Here is a 13,788-nt window from a genome sequence, read left to right on the forward strand (position 1 = left end):
GCCCCCACCGGCCCGCAGTCGCCCACCGGCCTCCTCGCGGAGCGCTACGCGTCGCCGCCCGCAGCCCCCGGGTGTGCCGCGGTGACGTCCAGCAGCTGGTACCGGTCGATGGCCTGCTTGAGCACCGAGCGGTCGAGCTTCCCCTCGCGGGCCAGCTCGGTCAGCACCGCGACCACGATCGACTGCGCGTCGATGTGGAAGAACCGGCGTGCCGCGCCCCGCGTGTCGGCGAAGCCGAACCCGTCGGCGCCCAGCGACTGGTACGTGCCCGGCACCCAGCGCGCGATCTGGTCCGGAACCGACCGCATCCAGTCGGACACGGCCACGAACGGACCCTCGGCGCCGCTCAGCTTCTGCGTCACCCACGGCACCCGCTGCTCCTCCTCCGGATGGAGCAGGTTGTGCTCCTCGCACGCCACGGCCTCGCGCCGCAGCTCGTTCCAGGAGGTCGCCGACCAGACGTCGGCCTTGACGTTCCAGTCCTCGGCGAGGATCTTCTGCGCCTCGACCGCCCACGGGACCGCCACGCCGGACGCCAGGATCTGCGCCGGGACGGTGCCCGCCGTGCCCGCGCTGATCCGGTGGACGCCCTTGAGGATGCCCTCGACGTCCACGTCGGCCGGCTCGGCCGGGTGCTGGATCGGCTCGTTGTAGACGGTCAGGTAGTAGAAGACGTCCTCGCCGTGCGGGTGTTCGGCGTCGCCGCCGTACATGCGGCGCAGGCCGTCCTGGACGATGTGCGCGATCTCGTACGCGTACGCCGGGTCGTAGGCCACGCAGCCCGGGTTCGTCGAGGCCAGCAGCTGGGAGTGGCCGTCCGCGTGCTGGAGGCCCTCACCGGTCAGGGTCGTACGGCCGGCGGTCGCGCCCAGGACGAAACCGCGCGACAGCTGGTCGGCCATCTGCCAGAACTGGTCGCCGGTGCGCTGGAAACCGAACATCGAGTAGAAGACGTAGACCGGGATGAGCGGCTCGCCGTGCGTGGCGTAGGCCGAGCCGGCCGCGATCAGGGAGGCCGTGCAGCCGGCCTCCGAGATGCCGTCGTGCAGCATCTGGCCGGTCGGGGACTCCTTGTAGGCGAGCAGCAGGTCGCGGTCGACCGCCTCGTACTGCTGGCCGAGCGGGTTGTAGATCTTCGCACTCGGGAAGAAGGAGTCCATGCCGAAGGTGCGGTACTCGTCCGGCGCGATCAGCACGAAGCGGCGGCCGATCTCCTTGTCCCGCATGAGGTCCTTGAGCAGTCGTACGAACGCCATCGTCGTGGCGATGGACTGCTGGCCGGTGCCCTTCTTCACGGTCGCGTACGTCTTGTCGTCCGGCAGGGCGAGGGGCTTGGACCGTACGACGCGGGTCGGGACGTAGCCGCCGAGGCCCTTGCGCCGGTCGTGCATGTACTGGATCTCCTCCGAGTTCCGGCCCGGGTGGTAGTACGGCGGCAGGCCGGACTCCAGCTCCTTGTCGGAGATCGGCAGGTGCAGGCGGTCCCGGAAGCCCTTGAGGTCGGCGACCGTCAGCTTCTTCATCTGGTGCGTGGCGTTGCGGCCCTCGAAGTTCGGGCCGAGCGTCCAGCCCTTGATCGTCTTGGCCAGGATGACCGTCGGCTGGCCCCGGTGCTCGGTGGCCGCCTTGAACGCCGCGTAGATCTTGCGGTGGTCGTGGCCGCCGCGGCCCAGGTGCAGGATCTGGTCGTCGGTCATGTGCTCGACCATGGCGCGCAGCCGCTGGTCGTCGCCGAAGAAGTGGTCGCGGATGTACGCGCCGGACTCGGTGGCGTAGGTCTGGAACTGGCCGTCCGGGGTCGTGTTCATCTTGTTGACCAGCACGCCGTCGCGGTCCTGGGCGAGCAGCGGGTCCCAGGTGCGGTCCCAGACCAACTTGATCACGTTCCAGCCGGCGCCCCGGAAGACCGACTCCAGCTCCTGGATGATCTTGCCGTTGCCGCGTACCGGGCCGTCGAGCCGCTGCAGGTTGCAGTTGACGACGAAGGTCAGGTTGTCCAGGCCCTCGCGGGCGGCGATGGAGAGCTGGCCGAGCGACTCCGGCTCGTCCATCTCGCCGTCGCCGAGGAACGCCCACACGCGCGACTTCGAGGTGTCGGCGATCCCGCGCGCGTGCATGTAGCGGTTCATCCGCGCCTGGTAGATCGCGCCGATCGGGCCGAGGCCCATCGAGACGGTCGGGAACTCCCAGAAGTCCGGCATCGAGCGCGGGTGCGGGTAGCTGGAGAGGCCGTCCGGGTACTTCGACTTCTCCTGGCGGAAGCCGTCCAGCTGGGCCTCGCTGAGCCGGTCGAGCAGGAACGCGCGCGCGTAGATGCCGGGGGAGGCGTGCCCCTGGAAGAAGACCTGGTCGCCGCCGAGGCCGTCGTCCTTGCCGCGGAAGAAGTGGTTGAAGCCGACGTCGTAGAGGGAGGCCGAGGAGGCGAAGGTGGCGATGTGGCCGCCGACGCCGATGCCCGGACGCTGGGCGCGGGAGACCATCACCGCGGCGTTCCAGCGGGTCGCGTTCAGGACCCTGCGCTCGATCTCCTCGTTGCCCGGGAAGAACGGCTCGGCCCGGGTCGGGATCGTGTTGACGTAGTCCGTGCTGCGCATCTCCGGCACCGCGACGCGCCGCTCGCGGGCGCGCTCGATCAGGCGGAGCATCAGATAACGGGCCCGTTCCCGGCCGCGCTCGTCCACGGCGGCGTCGAGGGAGTCGAGCCACTCCTGGGTTTCCTCGGGGTCGAAGTCAGGAACCTGACTCGGAAGGCCGCCAATGATGATCGGGTTGCGATCGGATCCGGAAGCCACGCTGTTCCTTACCTGTCAGAGGGGCACTGATTCCGTGTTTTTCCCTGCATTCCCTGCGTCTTGCCTGCACCGCTGTCCATCGTCCACCCCGGGGCTGCGCGCGTCATCTCTACCGCGAGGTAACTCGGGACCGGCCAAAACGCAACGATACGCCCGGGGTGTGACGCGCTTGGCAAACTCGTTCGACCGCCGTATGTGAGGATGATTCCGAAAGGGATATAGCGGGCAAAAGGGAATGGTGTGTGTCATGCCCGTCCGCGATACGGTGCCGGGAGTTGCGGCGACACGGCCGGGATCGTCACCGTTTCGGCGGTCTGGACGGCCGGGTACTTGCGCGATCCGTCCCGCCCGTGTGGACTACGGCCAATGCTTCGCGCACGCGCGTGGCTGAGTTCATCACCAAGACATGATCAGGAGGCAACCCGTGAGCGCGACCGCGGACCACGCGGAGGAGCGGACCACCCCTGCCGTCAGGCTGGGGTTCCAGCCAGACCAGGTGGTCCAGGAGATCGGCTACGACGACGACGTCGACCAGGAGCTCCGCGAGTCCATCGAAGAGACCATCGGCAACGAGCTGATGGACGAGGACTACGACGACGTGGCAGACGCCGTGGTGCTCTGGTTCCGTGAGGATGACGGCGACCTGACGGACGCGCTGGTCGACGCCCTCGGCTTCCTCGAAGAAGGTGGCTCGATCCTGCTGCTGACGCCGAAGACCGGCCGCGACGGCTACGTCGAGCCGAGCGACATCGGCGAGGCGGTCACGACCGCCGGCCTCTCGCAGACCAAGAGCGTCAGCGTGGGCAAGGACTGGAACGGGAGCCGGCTGAACACGCCGAAGGCCGCCGCCAAGAAGCGCTGAGCCCCGCCGTTGGACGGACCGACGCCGGTCCGTCCAACGGCCTGCCGTGATCGCCGCGCGGCCGCCGCCGCATAGGGTGTCCTCACCCGAACAGCCCCTGACGAAGGGATGCAGCGATGGCGATCCAGGTCGGCGACAAGGCGCCCGACTTCGAGCTCAAGGACAACCACGGCCGGGCCGTGAAGCTGTCCGACTTCCGCGGCGAGAAGAACGTGGTGCTGCTCTTCTATCCGTTCGCCTTCACGGGCGTGTGCACCGGCGAACTGTGCGAGCTGCGGGACAACCTGCCGCAGTTCGAGGACCGCGACACCCAGCTGCTCGCGGTCTCCAACGACTCCATCCACACCCTGCGCGTCTTCGCCGAGCAGGAGGGTCTGGAGTACCCGCTGCTGAGCGACTTCTGGCCGCACGGCGAGACCTCCCGCGCCTACGGCGTCTTCGACGAGGGCAAGGGCTGCGCCGTCCGCGGCACCTTCGTCATCGACAAGGAGGGCGTCGTGCGCTGGACCGTGGTCAACGGCCTGCCGGACGCCCGGGACCTGAACGAGTACGTGACGGCGCTCGACGCGCTGTGACCCCCCTGTCGGGCCCCCTAGGGGTCCGGACGGCCGACACCCCGTGATTCTTCGGGGTCCAGGGCCTGCGTGCGGCGGGAACCCGTCACTAGGATCGAGTCGTTGATCCGGTATCCGAAGCACGACGGGGCTCCCCGCCCCAGACACACATGGGAGGACTCGTGGGAGTCAGCCTCAGCAAGGGCGGCAACGTATCGCTGACGAAGGAGGCCCCCGGCCTGACCGCGGTCCTCGTCGGTCTGGGCTGGGACGTCCGGACCACCACCGGCACCGACTTCGACCTGGACGCCAGCGCACTCCTGCTGAACTCGGCGGGCAAGGTCGCCAGCGACCAGAACTTCGTCTTCTTCAACAACCTCAAGAGCCCCGACGGCTCGGTCGAGCACACCGGTGACAACCTCACCGGTGAGGGCGAGGGCGACGACGAGGTGATCAAGGTCAACCTGGCCACGGTCCCCGCCGACGTCGACAAGATCGTCTTCCCGGTGTCGATCTACGACGCCGACAACCGCCAGCAGTCCTTCGGTCAGGTCCGCAACGCGTTCATCCGCGTGGTCAACCAGGCCGGCGGCGCCGAGATCGCCCGCTACGACCTGTCCGAGGACGCCTCGACCGAGACCGCGATGGTCTTCGGCGAGCTGTACCGCAACGGCGCCGAGTGGAAGTTCCGCGCGATCGGCCAGGGCTACGCCTCCGGCCTGCGTGGCATCGCCCAGGACTTCGGCGTCAACGTCTGAGCCAGGTGGACGCCCCCGGGGCGTTCGAAAGTCCGCTCTGTCCGGCGCCGCACCGTTTACGGTCGGCGCCGGACGCGCAGGACAACCGGAGAAACACCGCTAGGGGAGGACCATCAGCATGGGCGTCACGCTCGCCAAGGGGGGCAATGTCTCCCTCTCGAAGGCCGCACCGAACCTCACCAACGTCATGATCGGACTCGGCTGGGACGCCCGCTCCACCACCGGCGCCCCCTTCGACCTGGACGCCAGCGCGTTGCTGTGCCAGGGCGGGCGGGTCCTCGGCGACGAGTGGTTCGTCTTCTACAACCAGCTCAAGAGCCCGGAGGGCTCGGTCGAGCACACCGGCGACAACCTCACCGGTGAGGGCGAGGGGGACGACGAATCGATTCTGGTCGATCTGCCGAAGGTGCCCGCCACCTGCGACAAGATCGTCTTCCCGGTCTCGATCCACATGGCCGACGAGCGCGGCCAGACCTTCGGCCAGGTCTCCAACGCCTTCATCCGGGTCGTCAACCAGGCCGACGGTCAGGAACTCGCCCGTTACGACCTGTCCGAGGACGCCTCCACCGAGACCGCCATGATCTTCGGCGAGCTCTACCGCTACCAGGGCGAATGGAAGTTCCGCGCCGTCGGCCAGGGCTACGCCTCGGGCCTGCGCGGCATCGCGCTCGACTTCGGTGTGAACGTCTCATAGCACCGATCGGTCCGGATGTAGGGCCCGCCCCACCCGCAGGACACCGGCGCCCTCTACACTTCGTGGTCAACAGTAGGTAAAGCCGAGTACGGCGCGAGCGAGACCCGTACACACAAGATTGGGTAGCCAGTGCTTCTGAAAACCTTCGGCTGGTCGTTCGCGATCACCGCGCTCGGCCTGGTCGCCGCGGTCTTCTACGGGGGGTGGGAGGCCTTCGGCATCGTGGCGATCCTCGCCGTCCTGGAGATCTCCCTGTCGTTCGACAACGCGGTCGTCAACGCCGGAATCCTGAAGAAGATGAACGCCTTCTGGCAGAAGATCTTCCTCACGGTCGGCGTCCTCATCGCCGTCTTCGGCATGCGGCTGGTCTTCCCGGTCGTCATCGTCGCGGTCACCGCCAAGATGGGCCCCATCGAGGCCGTCGACCTCGCGCTCAACAACAAGGACCGCTACCAGGAGCTGGTCACCGACGCCCACCCGGCGATCGCCGCCTTCGGTGGGATGTTCCTGCTGATGATCTTCCTCGACTTCATCTTCGAGGACCGCGACATCCAGTGGCTGCGCTGGATCGAGCGCCCGCTCGCCAAGCTCGGCAAGGTCGACATGCTGTCGGTCTGCATCGCCCTGATCGTCCTGCTGATCACCTCCTTCACCTTCGCCACCCACGCCCACCAGCACGGCGGCGGCCACGTCGACAAGGCGCAGACGGTCCTGATCGCCGGTATCGCCGGCCTGATCACGTACATGATCGTCGGGGGCCTCTCCGGCTTCTTCGAGGACCGCCTCGAAGCCGAGGAGGAGCGCGAGCACGAGGAGGAGGAAGAGGCCGAGCGCACCGGCAAGAAGAAGTCGGCGGTCGTGCTGGCCGGCCAGGCCGCGTTCTTCATGTTCCTCTACCTGGAGGTCCTGGACGCGTCCTTCTCCTTCGACGGCGTGATCGGCGCGTTCGCCATCACCAACGACATCGTGCTCATGGCCCTCGGCCTCGGCATCGGCGCGATGTACGTCCGCTCGCTCACCGTCTACCTGGTCCGCCAGGGCACCCTGGACGACTACGTCTACCTGGAGCACGGCGCCCACTACGCCATCGGCGCGCTGGCCGTGATCCTCATGGTCACCATCCAGTACGAGATCAACGAGGTCATCACCGGTCTCGTCGGCGTCGTCCTGATCGGCTGGTCGTTCTGGTCCTCCGTACGGCGCAACCAGCGGCTCGCGGCGGCCGGGGGAAGCGCGGGGTCGGACGACAAGGCCGAGGTCCCCTCCGGGGTCTGAACCGGCTCGCCGGGCCGAAAACGGAGGGTGTGACGCCCTCCTCGACGAGGAACGCTCTGATGGGGGCGGCCGACCGGTCGGCCGCCCCCAGGCGTTTTCAGGAGTTACTGGGGGCGGGAATGGGTTTCTTCGACGGTCTGCTGGGCGGCAAGGCGGCCGAGTTCGACTCGGGCAGCGCCGCGTCCAACTCCATCGAGCTCACCAGGCGGCACCAGCAGGTGTCCCTCACCAAGCAGGGCGCGGCCACCGGCAACCTGCGGATCAACCTGAGCTGGCGGATGCGGACGTCGGACTTCGACGGCGAACAGCGCACGAGTCTGCTGCGGCACCCCTTCAAGGCGCTCAGGCCGCCGGAGGTGACCGGGCACGGGCAGAGCATGGTCAACGTCGACCTCGACCTCGGGGCGCTGTACGAGCTGGCCGACGGGACGAAGGGGGTCGTCCAGCCGCTCGGCGGGCTGCTCGGGGACGTGAACGCTCCGCCGTACGTCAAGCTCAGCGGCGACGACCGGTTCGGGTCGGCGTCCGGCGAGACGATGTATGTGAACCTCGACCACCGGGACGACATCAAGCGGCTGCTGGTGTTCGTGTACATCTACGACCAGACGCCGGCGTTCGACCGCACCCACGCGATCGTCACGCTGTACCCGAGCAACGGGCCGCGGATCGAGATAGGCCTCGACGAACGGCATCCGCAGGCGCGGTCGTGTGCGGTGGTGATGATCGAGAACGTGAAGGGGGAGCTGGTCGTCCGGCGCGAGGTGAAGTTCGTGTACGGGTTCCAGGGGGAGCTGGACCGGTTGTACGGGTGGGGGTTGCAGTGGGGGCGGGGGTACAAGACGGCGGAGCGGTAGTTCGCCCACGGGGGCGGGTGGTGCGGTGCGGGGGCGGCGCCGTTGCGGTCGCTCGCGCGGTTCCTCCCCCGGCCGAGGGCTGGGGGCCCCAGCGCCCCTGAAGCGGGTTGGCCTCCCTAGTGCCACAGCAGGCAACGTTCGCCCTGTCACGACGCCCGGCACGCACTCTCGCCGCACCGGACGGAAGCCCAAGTACATCCAGTACGAGGACTTCCGGCCGGCACGCCGAGAGCACGCACCGGACGCCGCTCCTGGACGGGCAAACGTTGCCTGCCGCGGCACTAGCGCCCGATGAATTGCGGCCCTTGCGGAGGCAGCCGGAAGTCGGTGTTCGGGACCGTTGCCACCGGGATCGGGGCGGGTGGGGGGTAGCCGTAGCCCGACTGGGGCTGTTGCTGGGGGTAGGCGGACTGCGGGTAGGCGTAGGTGGCCGGCTGGGGGTAGCCGTAGGCGGGCTGAGCGGGTACCGACGTCGGCTGCTCGGGCGGGAGCGGGAGGGACGCCGAGGGCTCCTCCATCGGCTCGGACTCGTCCACCGAGATGCCGAAGTCCGTGGCCAGGCCCTTGAGGCCGTTGCTGTAGCCCTCGCCGAGCGCGCGGAACTTCCAGCCCTCGCCCCTGCGGTACAGCTCGCCGCAGATCAGGGCCGTCTCGGCGCCGGTCTCCGGCTTGATGTCGAAGTGGGCCAGCGCTTCCGCGTCGGGCGCCGAGGCGTCGTACAGCAGGATGCGCAGGGCGGGGACGTGTTCGAACGGGACGCCGTCCGCCGACGCGACCAGGAGGATTCGGCCGACATTTGACTCGACACCGGAGAGATCTGTCTGGATCGTGTCGGTGAGGCCTTCGGCCACCCGCTTCTTGCCGAGCCGCCAGACCTTCCCGGAGGGGTGCCGGGGCTGGTTGTAGAAGACGAAGTCCTCGTCGGAGCGCACGCGTCCGTCGGGGCCGAGGAGCAGCGCCGAGGCGTCGACGTCCGGAACTCCCTGCCCGGGCGTCCAGCGCAGCACGGCCCGGACCGTGGTGGCTTCCACGGGGACGTTCGAACCCTTCAGCATCGCGTGCGTCATGCGGTCATCCTGCCCTCTCGGTCCTGGTCACGACAACGCGGGGGGCATCGCGACCGACACAGGCGGGTTACCTGAAGTTCATGCCCGGCGGGAACCCCCGACACGGCTTTGTACGTACTATTACCGGCCACCCTTTACCAATTTCACAGGCTCGGCTCACGCCACGGGGGAGTTCTATGCGTCATTTCGGGCACATCGCACCTGAGGTGCGGCAGCGCCTCTTCCACCAGGAGCCGTGCGAGTTCACCGCCGACTCCCCGGCCAGGCTGCTCTCCGCGGCCCTCGGCGCCACGCTGTACAGCCCGGCCACCCGGCCGCGGCTCGCCGACGACATCGTCAAACAGGCGGGGCTGGGCGTGGTCTCGATGGTGCTGTGCCTGGAGGACTCCATCGGCGACGAGGACGTGGAGGCCGGCGAGGAGAACCTCGTGCGGCAGTTCGCCGACCTGGCCGAGCGGGAGCGGGCGGGCGTGGAGCTGCCGCTGCTGTTCATCCGGGTGCGGGAGCCCGAGCAGATCCCCGACCTGGTGCGACGGCTCGGCGCGAGCGTCTCGCTGCTGTCCGGCTTCGTGTTCCCGAAGTTCACCGAGGAGCGCGGCATCCCCTTCCTGCAGGCCCTGGACGGCGCCACGCTGAGCAGCGGCCGCCGGCTCTTCGGCATGCCGGTCCTGGAGACGCCCGAGCTGATGTACCGCGAGACGCGCGTGGACGCCCTGGAGGGCATCGCCCGCGCCGTCGACAAGTACCGCGACAAGGTGCTGGCGCTCCGCCTCGGGGTGACCGACTTCTGCTCGTCCTACGGGCTGCGGCGGGCCCCCGACATGACCGCCTACGACGTGCAGATCATCGCCTCCGTCATCGCCGACGTGGTGAACATGCTGGGCCGCGCCGACGGCACCGGATTCACGGTGACCGGGCCGGTGTGGGAGTACTTCCGGGTCCCCGAGCGCATGTTCAAGCCGATGCTGCGGACCAGCCCCTTCCTGGAGGAGCAGGCCGTGGAGCTGCGCAACCGGCTCATCGAGCACGCCATGGACGGCCTGCTCAGGGAGATCTCCCTCGACCAGGCCAACGGACTGCTCGGCAAGACCTGCATCCACCCCTCCCACGTCATTCCCGTGCACGCGCTGTCCGTCGTCAGTCACGAGGAGTTCTCCGACGCCCAGGACATCCTGCGGCCGGAACGCGGCGGCGGGGGTGTACTTCGCTCGGCCTACACGAACAAGATGAACGAGGTGAAGCCGCACCGCGCCTGGGCCGAGCGGACCATGCTCCGCGCCGAGGTGTTCGGCGTGGCCAACGAGGACGTCGGCTTCGTGGAGCTGCTCGCCGCCGGGATACCGGATTGACGGGCGTTACGGGACGACACAGGGAACCCATGAACATCGCAGCGAACAACGGGGTCTGGTCCGGCAGCTGGGTCGCCGAGCGGCTCGGCGTCGAACTCGTGGGCGACGACGGCCTGGCGGCCCTCCTCGGCCTCGCCCTGCGCCGCAACCCCAGACGGGCCCACCTGCTGGTCTCCAACGTGCTCGGCAAGCACGTACCGCAGTCGCCGTCCGTGGTCTACGGGCACGGCTTCGCCCTCGGCCGACGGGTACGTGACCTGCTCGGCGAGTCGGAGGCCCGGCGGGCGGTCGTCCTGGGGTACGCGGAGACGGCCACGGGCCTCGGGCATTCGGTGGCCGACGGAATCGGCCTCGCCCCGTACCTCCACTCCACGCGTCGGCCGGTCGCCGGGGTGGCGCCCGCGGGCGGCTTCGAGGAGTCCCACTCGCACGCGACCTCGCACCTGCTGCTCCCCGAGGACCCCGCCCTGCTGTCCGGCGAGGGCCCCCTGGTCCTGGTCGACGACGAGTTCTCCACCGGCAACACGGTCCTGAACACGATCCGCGACCTGCACGCCCGTTATCCGCGGAAACGTTACGTCGTGGTGGCGTTGGTCGATATGCGGTCACCGGCCGACGCGGGGCGGCTGACGTCGTTCGCCGAGGAGATCGGCGCCGGGGTGGACCTGGTGGCGGCGGCGTCGGGGACGGTGAAGCTGCCCGAGGGTGTCCTGGAAAAGGGCCAGGAGCTGGTTGCGCGGTACGAAGAGAGTGCCGCGACAGGTGTTGCGTCGGCTGCGGCAGCGCCGGGGCTCGCCCGGTTCCCCGCGTCCCTTCCCGGCGACGCTTCTGAGGCCGGCTGTCAGTCCACCCATCCAGGGGCGCGGGGAACCGCGCGACCAGCCCACACCGGCCCGCACCCGGACGGCAACCGGACGACCCCCCACCGCAGCCACGTCACCCGCATCGACCTGCGCTGGCCGCAGGGCCTGCCCGACGGCGGGCGGCACGGATTCACCCCGGCCCACCGGATACGCCTCGAAACGGCCCTCCCCGCGATGGCCGCGAGGGTCGCCGAAGCCCTGCCCCCCGACGCCCGCCGCGTGCTCACGCTCGGTTTCGAGGAGCTGATGTACGCCCCGCTCCGCATCGCCCGCGAGCTGGAGGCCCTGGTCGCCGCCGAGGTGCGGTACTCCACCACCACCCGCTCGCCCGTCCTGGCCGTCGACGACCCCGGCTACGCCATCCGCAGCCGTCTCGTCTTCCCGGCCCACGACAACCCCGCCGACGGCCCCGGCGAGCGCTACGCGTACAACGTCGCCGGCGCCGGCTTCGACGCCGTCGTCCTGTTCGTCGACTCGGCCGGCGACACCCCCGAACTGCACGCCCCCGGCGGCCTCCTGGCCCTGCTCGGCGCGCATGCCCCGCACGTCCTGCTCGCGGCTGTACCGTCGTACGTCCCCGCGCTACCCGAAGAGAGCCCCGCCATGCTGCCCGAGCCCCTCCGCGGCCCCGCCTTCTCCTCGTATCCGGCGGAGGACGTCGGCTGGCTGCTCCAGGACCTCTCGGACGTCACGCTGGAGGCGCCGACCGAGGAGCGGGAGGAGGCGATCCAGAGCGGCGGCGCGCACTACGCCGAGTCGCTGCCGGTGGAGTACCAGCCCAGCGAGCAGTACCAGGCGCTGTTCCACGCCGCCCTGGAGACCTCGGCGGCGCGCATCGCCCAGGCGGTCGGGGTGGTCACCGAGACCGTGGTGGCCGAGCGGTCGCCGCGCCCGGTGCTGGTGTCGCTGGCGCGGGCCGGCACCCCGGTGGGCGTGCTGATGCGCCGCTGGGCGCAGTTCCGCTACGGACTCGACCTGCCGCACTACGCGGTGTCGATCGTGCGCGGCCGCGGTATCGACGCCAACGCGCTGCGCTGGCTGGCCGCGCACCACGACCCGCGGGACGTCGTGTTCGTCGACGGCTGGACGGGCAAGGGCGCGATCACCCGGGAACTCGCCGACGCGATCGCGGAGTTCGAGGCGCGGACCGGCGTCTCCGGGTTCGATCCGGAGATCGCGGTGCTCGCCGACCCCGGGTCGTGCGTGCGGACGTACGGCACCCGGGAGGACTTCCTGATCCCGTCCGCGTGCCTCAACTCGACCGTCTCCGGGCTGATCTCACGGACCGTGCTGCGGGCCGACCTGGTGGGTCCCGACGACTTCCACGGCGCGAAGTTCTACCGCGAGCTGGCGGGCGCCGACGTGTCGGTGGCCTTCCTGGACGCCGTCGCGGCCCGGTTCGCCGAGGTGGCCGAAGCCGTGGACGCGGCCGTGAAGGAGCTGGCGGTGGCCGACCGCACGCCGACCTGGGAGGGCTGGGCGGCGGTGGAGCGGATCAGCGAGGACTACGGCATCCACGACGTGAACCTGGTCAAGCCGGGCGTCGGCGAGACCACCCGGGTGCTGCTGCGCAGGGTGCCCTGGAAGATCCTGGCGCGGGCCGGGGCGGGCGCGGACCTCGACCATGTGCGGCTGCTCGCGGAGCAGAGAGGGGTACCGGTGGAGGAGGTCGGCGAACTGCCGTACACCTGTGTCGGGTTGATCCACCCCAAGTTCACGCGTGGCGCGACCGGCGCCGACGGCCGCGCGGTGAACGTCTGATGGCGGTGCTCGTCGCGAGCGACCTCGACCGTACGCTCATCTACTCGGCGGGCGCCCTGGCGCTGACCATGCCGGACGCGCGGGCGCCCCGGCTGCTCTGTGTCGAGGTGCACGAGAACAGGCCGCTGTCGTACCTGACCGAGACGGCCGCGCAGCTGCTGACCGAGCTGGGGGACGCGTCCGTCTTCGTGCCGACGACCACCCGGACCCGCAAGCAGTACGAGCGGATCAACCTGCCGGGGCCCGCGCCGCGGTACGCCATCTGTGCCAACGGCGGCCACCTGCTGGTCGACGGGGTGTCCGACGCGGACTGGCACGGGCGGGTGCTGACGCGGCTGGCCGACGAGTGCGCGCCCCTCGACGAGGTGCGGGCGTACCTGACGGAGCACGCCGACCCGGTGTGGCTGCGCAAGCAGCGGGTCGCCGAGGACCTGTTCGCCTACCTGGTCGTGGAGCGGGCGCTGCTGCCGGAGGACTGGGTGAAGAGCCTCGCGGTGTGGGCGGAGAACCGCGGCTGGACGGTGTCGTTGCAGGGGCGGAAGATCTACGCCGTGCCGAAGCCGCTGACGAAGAGCGCGGCCGTGCGGGAGGTCGCGCGCCGGACCGGGGCCGAGCTGACGCTGGCCGCCGGTGACTCCCTGCTCGACGCGGACCTGTTGCTGGCCGCGGACCGTGGCTGGCGGCCGGGGCACGGGGAGCTGGCCGACGCCGGGTGGGCCGGGCCGGCCATCACCGCGCTGCCGGAGCGGGGAGTGCTCGCCGGTGAGCGGATCCTGCGGGAATTCCTGAAGGCGGCCCGCAAGGGGAGCTAGTGCCGCAACAGGCAACGTTCGCCCCGTCACGACGCCCGGCACGCACTCTCGCCGCACCGGCCGAAAGCCCAAGTACATCCAGTACGAGGACTTCCGGCCGGCACGCCGAGAGCACGCACCGGACGCCGCTCCTTGACGGGCAAACGT

At 69.8% G+C, this 13,788-nt stretch carries 11 protein-coding genes; 9 read left to right on the forward strand and 2 right to left on the reverse strand.

Annotated elements, in window-relative coordinates; all coding sequences use genetic code 11:
• Positions 1–44: 44 nt before the first annotated feature.
• Positions 45–2,792, reverse strand: coding sequence for a pyruvate dehydrogenase (acetyl-transferring), homodimeric type (aceE, locus tag BLW82_RS29915; RefSeq protein WP_093503507.1), 2,748 nt, complete (start codon positions 2,790–2,792; stop codon positions 45–47).
• A gap of 424 nt (positions 2,793–3,216) precedes the next feature.
• Here aceE and BLW82_RS29920 point away from each other — a divergent pair, with 424 nt between their 5' ends.
• The 6 genes from BLW82_RS29920 (at position 3,217) to BLW82_RS29945 (ending at position 7,789) form a co-directional block, all read left to right on the forward strand.
• Positions 3,217–3,654, forward strand: coding sequence for a DUF3052 domain-containing protein (locus tag BLW82_RS29920; protein ID WP_207921612.1), 438 nt, complete (start codon positions 3,217–3,219; stop codon positions 3,652–3,654).
• A gap of 116 nt (positions 3,655–3,770) precedes the next feature.
• Positions 3,771–4,229 (forward strand): peroxiredoxin, encoded by a 459-nt coding sequence (locus BLW82_RS29925; RefSeq protein WP_093503510.1) that lies wholly within the window; start codon positions 3,771–3,773, stop codon positions 4,227–4,229.
• Positions 4,230–4,390: 161 nt separating this feature from the next.
• Positions 4,391–4,966, forward strand: coding sequence for a TerD family protein (locus BLW82_RS29930; protein WP_093503512.1), 576 nt, complete (start codon positions 4,391–4,393; stop codon positions 4,964–4,966).
• A gap of 118 nt (positions 4,967–5,084) precedes the next feature.
• On the forward strand, positions 5,085–5,660 hold the full coding sequence (locus BLW82_RS29935; RefSeq protein ID WP_093503514.1) for a TerD family protein: 576 nt from the start codon (positions 5,085–5,087) through the stop codon (positions 5,658–5,660).
• Between the two features lie 129 nt (positions 5,661–5,789).
• Positions 5,790–6,935 (forward strand): DUF475 domain-containing protein, encoded by a 1,146-nt coding sequence (locus tag BLW82_RS29940; protein ID WP_093503516.1) that lies wholly within the window; start codon positions 5,790–5,792, stop codon positions 6,933–6,935.
• 119 nt (positions 6,936–7,054) lie between these two features.
• A complete protein-coding gene (locus BLW82_RS29945) occupies positions 7,055–7,789 on the forward strand; it encodes a TerD family protein (protein ID WP_093503518.1) in 735 nt (244 codons plus the stop codon).
• 281 nt (positions 7,790–8,070) lie between these two features.
• On the opposite strand, the gene BLW82_RS29950 is transcribed toward BLW82_RS29945, so the two are convergent.
• Positions 8,071–8,856 carry a TerD family protein gene (locus tag BLW82_RS29950; RefSeq protein WP_093503520.1) on the reverse strand — a complete coding sequence of 262 codons (786 nt, stop codon included), beginning with the start codon at positions 8,854–8,856 and terminating at the stop codon, positions 8,071–8,073.
• Between the two features lie 176 nt (positions 8,857–9,032).
• Here BLW82_RS29950 and BLW82_RS29955 point away from each other — a divergent pair, with 176 nt between their 5' ends.
• The 3 genes from BLW82_RS29955 to BLW82_RS29965 are packed head-to-tail and all read left to right on the forward strand — an operon-like array spanning position 9,033 to position 13,641.
• Positions 9,033–10,205 (forward strand): HpcH/HpaI aldolase/citrate lyase family protein, encoded by a 1,173-nt coding sequence (locus BLW82_RS29955; protein WP_093503522.1) that lies wholly within the window; start codon positions 9,033–9,035, stop codon positions 10,203–10,205.
• A gap of 29 nt (positions 10,206–10,234) precedes the next feature.
• Positions 10,235–12,829 carry a phosphoribosyltransferase gene (locus BLW82_RS29960; protein WP_093503524.1) on the forward strand — a complete coding sequence of 865 codons (2,595 nt, stop codon included), beginning with the start codon at positions 10,235–10,237 and terminating at the stop codon, positions 12,827–12,829.
• Positions 12,829–13,641 carry an HAD family hydrolase gene (locus tag BLW82_RS29965; protein ID WP_093503526.1) on the forward strand — a complete coding sequence of 271 codons (813 nt, stop codon included), beginning with the start codon at positions 12,829–12,831 and terminating at the stop codon, positions 13,639–13,641. The genes BLW82_RS29960 and BLW82_RS29965 overlap by 1 nt, the downstream gene beginning before the upstream one ends.
• Positions 13,642–13,788 lie beyond the last annotated feature (147 nt).

It is taken from the genome of Streptomyces sp. Ag109_O5-10, assembly GCF_900105755.1.
GTDB lineage: Bacteria > Actinomycetota > Actinomycetes > Streptomycetales > Streptomycetaceae > Streptomyces.